The sequence below is a fragment of the Salinispora pacifica CNR114 genome, from assembly GCF_000514775.1.
GTDB classification, from domain to species: domain Bacteria; phylum Actinomycetota; class Actinomycetes; order Mycobacteriales; family Micromonosporaceae; genus Micromonospora; species Micromonospora pacifica.
The window spans coordinates 1-4,656 of the sequence record NZ_AZWO01000072.1 but is presented as its reverse complement, the minus strand read 5'-3'; the positions used below and the strand labels follow the sequence as shown (position 1 = coordinate 4,656).

2 protein-coding genes are annotated in these 4,656 nt (G+C 72.0%); both read right to left on the bottom strand.

What is annotated here, in order from left to right; all coding sequences use genetic code 11:
• Positions 1-3,760 (bottom strand): type I polyketide synthase (locus B118_RS0124570; RefSeq protein WP_033669944.1); only part of this gene is annotated, 3,760 nt, incomplete at its 3' end.
• Positions 3,761-3,800: 40 nt separating this feature from the next.
• On the bottom strand, positions 3,801-4,656 hold an 856-nt coding region (locus B118_RS29250; RefSeq protein ID WP_043542040.1), incomplete at its 5' end, for a phosphopantetheine-binding protein.

Here is a 4,656-nt window from a genome sequence, read left to right as displayed (position 1 = left end):
CATCGAGACCGGTCTCACCCAACGGCACCTCCGGACGCAACACGCCGGCAGCGTGGAAGACCGCGGTCAGGTCCTCACCCAGATCGGCCAACAACGCAGCGACCGCAGCGCGATCAGCCACATCACAGACGACGACATCGACGCCGCGGTGCCGAGCCACCAGGTCGGCCGCGCCCGGAGCGTCCAATCCCCGCCGGCTGGCCAGCACCACCCGATCCGCGCCATCGGCGAGCAACCACTCGGCGAGATGTTCACCGACACCACCAGTGCCGCCGGTCACCAGGACGGTGCCGGTAGGCCGCCAGCGCCGGTCAGGGGTGCCAGTGGCGGGCCAACGGACCATCCGCCGGGCCAAGACTCCGGCGGTACGGACAGCGACCTGATCCTCGCCCCCATCGGCGAACGCGTCCACGAGCCGCTCAACGTGGACGTCGGTCCAGTCCGTGGGCAGGTCGACCAGGCCACCCCACCAGTCGGGGTAGTCGAGGGAGAGCACAGTACCCAGACCCCAGAGGGCGCCCTGCGCGGGGTGCGGCAGGTCCTCGAACCGATCGACGCCGACGCCACCGGAGGTGACGCACCACAGCCGGCCGGTGAAATCGGCGGCAGCCAGGGCGTGTACCAGCGACACGGTGGCGGTGACGCCGGCGGAGAGGCCGGCGTCGGTGTCGTCCGGGGTACCGTCGAGGGCGAGCAGGGACACCACCCCGGCCGGGTGTTCCCCGGCCGGCAGCCCAACGCCGGTGACCGTGACCACCTCGGCGCCCCGGGCGGCCAAGCCGTCGGTGACGGCCCGTACCCGTGCGTCGTCGGTCAACGTCGCCGGTACGACGAGCCACCAGGCACCGGTCAACTCCCCGCCGGCGGGCAGGTCGGTGGAGCGCCACACCACCCGATACCGCCAGCCGTCCACCGTGGCGGAGGCGTTCTGCCGGGACCGCCACGACGTCAGGCCGGGCAGCACCTCGCCGACAATCTCGGCGTTGACGGCGAGACCGTCGGCGAGGGCGTCAACATCGGCGCGTTCGACGGCGTCCCAGAATCCGGCATCGGCTCCGGTGACGGTCGGGGCGGCGGTCGGCTCGATCCAGTAGCGCTGGTGTTGGAAGGCGTAGGTGGGCAGCTCCGCCCGGCGGGCGCCGGGCAGGGCGGTGGCCCAGTCCACGTCGACGCCGCGCACGTGCAGCTCGGCCAGTGAGGTGAGCATCCGGTCCAAGCCGCCGTCGTCGCGTCGCAGGGTGCCGGTGACCACCACCGGGCGGTCCACCGACTCCAGCGTCTCCTGCATCCCCATGCCGAGCACGGGATGTGGGCTGACCTCCACATACGCGGTCCACCCCTGTTCGGCGAGCGTGCGAATCGCCGGGTCGAACCGGACCGTGTTGCGCAGGTTCTCGTACCAGTAGCGGGCGTCGAGGGTGGCCGGGTCGATCCAGTCGCCGGTGACCGTGGAGAACATCCGGATCGTCCCGGTACGGGGGTTGATCGTTGCCAGGTCCTCCAACAGCCGGTGTTCCAGCGCCTCCACCTGCGCCGAGTGGGAGGCGTAGTCAACGGCCACCTCCTTGACCCGCACCCCCTCCTCGGTAAGCGCGGCGACGAGTTCACGCAGCGCCTGCGGGGTACCGGAGACCACCACCGAGCCGGTGCCGTTGACCACCGCGAGGGAGATGTCCCCCGCCCACTGAGCGATCCGTTCCTGCGCCTGGTCGGCGGAGAGCCCGACAGAGACCATCCCACCACGACCGGCCAGCTCCGCACCGATGGCGCGGCTGCGCAGGGCGACCACCCGCGCCCCATCAGCGAGGGAGAGCGACCCAGCCACACAGGCGGCGGCGATCTCGCCCTGCGAGTGACCGACCACCGCGTCCGGTTCGACGCCGTACGCGCGCCAGGTGGCGGCGAGGGAGACCATCATCGCCCAGAGGGCGGGTTGGACGACGTCCACCCACTCCAGGGAGGTCGCGCCGGGTACGCCGCGCACCACGTCGAGCAGGTCCCAGTCGACGTAGGCGCGCAACTCGGTGGCGCAGCGCCGCATCTGCTCGGCGAAGACGGGCGAGGAATCCAGCAGGGCGGCGGCCATGCCGGCCCACTGGGTGCCCTGACCAGGGAAGACGAAGACGACCCGGCCGGCGGCGTCGGCGGTGCCGGTGACCGCGGTCGGAGACGGCTGGCCGGCGGCGACCGCGGCGAGCGCGGCGCGCAGCCGGGGCAGGTCCTCACCAAGCGCCACCGCCCGGTGGTCGAGTCGGGCCCGGCCGGCCAACGTACGGCCCACCGAGACGAGGTCGGCCTGCTCGTGGTCCAGGTGGGAGAGCAGTTGCTCGGCCTGGGCGGGCAGTGCCCGGTCGGTGTGTCCGGAGAGCACCCACGGCAGTACCGCCGGGGCGGCCGGCTGCTCGTCCTCCTCGGCCGGGGGCGCCTCCTCCAACACGACGTGGGCGTTGGTGCCGCTGATGCCGAAGGAGGAGACCGCGCAGCGGCGGGCCCGAGAGGTCTGCGGCCAGTCAAGCGGCTCGGTCAGCAGGCGCACCGTGCCCGGAGACCAGTCAATCTCACTGCTGGGCTGGTCAACGTGCAGGGTGCGGGGTAGCACGCCGTGCCGCATCGCCTGCACCATCTTGATCACCCCGCCGACTCCGGCAGCGGCCTGTGCGTGACCGATATTGGACTTAAGCGAACCGAGCCAGAGTGGCCGGTCGGCGGCACGGTCCTTGCCGTACGTGGCGAAGAGCGCCTGCGCCTCGATCGGGTCGCCGAGCCGCGTGCCCGTGCCGTGTGCCTCGACCGCGTCGATGTCCTGCGCGGACAGCCGGGCGTTGGCCAGCGCGGCCCGGATGACCCGCCGCTGGGAGGGGCCGTTCGGAGCGGTGAGCCCGTTGGACGCGCCGTCCTGGTTGGTCGCGGAGCCCCGGATGACGGCGAGGACAGGATGGCCGTCACGCCGGGCGTCGGAGAGCCGCTCCAGCACCAGCACACCGGAGCCCTCGGCCCAGCCGGTGCCGTCGGCGCCGTCGGCGAACGACTTACATCGGCCGTCGAAGGACAGCGCCCGTTGCCGGGAGAACTCGACGAAGGCGTCGGGGGTGCCGATCACGGTGACGCCACCGGCGACGGCGAGGGAGGCCTCCCCGGACCGCAGCGACTGGCAGGCCCAGTGCAGAGCGACCAGTGAGGACGAGCAGCCGGTGTCGACGGTGACCGCCGGGCCTTCCAGGCCGAGGGTGTAGGACAGCCGGCCGGAGACGATGCTGCCGGCGCCCCAGCTGTTCGGGTAGTCGTGGTAGGCAACGCCGGTAAACACGGCGGTGGGGCTACCCTTGAGCGCCAGCGGGTCGATGCCGGCCCGCTCCAGCGCCTCCCAGGACGTTTCCAGGAACAGCCGCTGCTGCGGGTCCATCTCGGCAGCCTCACGGGGCGAGATACCGAAGAACGTCGGGTCGAAGTCGGCGGCGTCATAGAGGAAGCCGCCGTGCCGGGTGTAGCTGGTGCCCGGATGCTCCGGGTCCGGGTCGTAGAGCCGGTCGAGGTCCCAGCCCCGGTCGGTGGGCATGCCAGCGATGGCGTCGGTGCCGGCCGCGACGAGGTCCCACAGCGCCTCGGGGGAATCCACCCCGCCCGGGTAGCGACAGCCCATGCCGACGATGGCGATGGGCTCGGCGGCGCGCTCCTCCATGTCGCGGAGCCGCTCGCTGGTCTCGTGCAGGTCGGCCGTTACCCGCCGCAGGTAGTCACGAAGCTTCTGTTCGTTGGACATCAGGAACCCATTCGTGGACGGGGCCGGCACAGCGGACGGATCATGAGGTGCCGAACTTGCTGTCGATGAATTCGAAGAGGTCGTCGTCGGAGGCGTTGTCGAGGTCCTCGGTCACGCTGACGACCTCGGCCGGGCGTTGATCAGCGGTCCAGGTCGCCAGCAGGGCCCTGAGCCGCTCCCCCACCCCGGCACGGAGGTTCTCGTCGAGGGCCGCCACCGTCTTAGCGTCCATCATGGACAATGCTGCCTGGAGTCGGTCAAGGTCGTCGAGTAGGCTGACGCCCCCCGCATCGGCGGGCACCAGCTCCGTGAGCAGGTGCCGGGCCAGTTCGACCGGGGTCGGGTAGTCGAAGACCAGCGTGGCGGGCAGCCGCAGCGCGGTCTCCGAGGCGAGTTGGTTCCGGAGCTCGACGGCGGTCAACGAGTCGAAGCCGGCTTCCTTGAACGCCCGCTCCGGTTCGACGTCCGCGCCGGAGGCGTACCCGAGTACTGCGGCGACCTGGTCGCGGACCAGCGCGATGACGGTGTCCAGACGGTCCGGTGCCGGCATCGCGGCGAGCCGCCCGGCGAGGTCGACGGTGGTGGCGACCGGGGCGGCCGGTTCGATTATCGGGTGGGCGTCGGGGAGCGCGGCGAGCAGCGGCCGTGGCCGGGCCAGGGTGTAGATCGGGGCGAACCGGTCCCAGTCGATGTCGGCGACGACGAGGTGACTCTCATCGTGGTCGAGGGCCTGCCGTAGCGCCTGGACAGCAAGCCCGGGGTCCATCGGCGGGGTGCCCTGTCGGCGCAGGTGGGCGGCGGCCTCGCCGCCGGCCATGCCGCCGCCACCCCAACTGCCCCAGGCGATGGAGGTGGCGACCAACCCGCGGGTCCGCCGCCGGTGCGCCAACACGTCA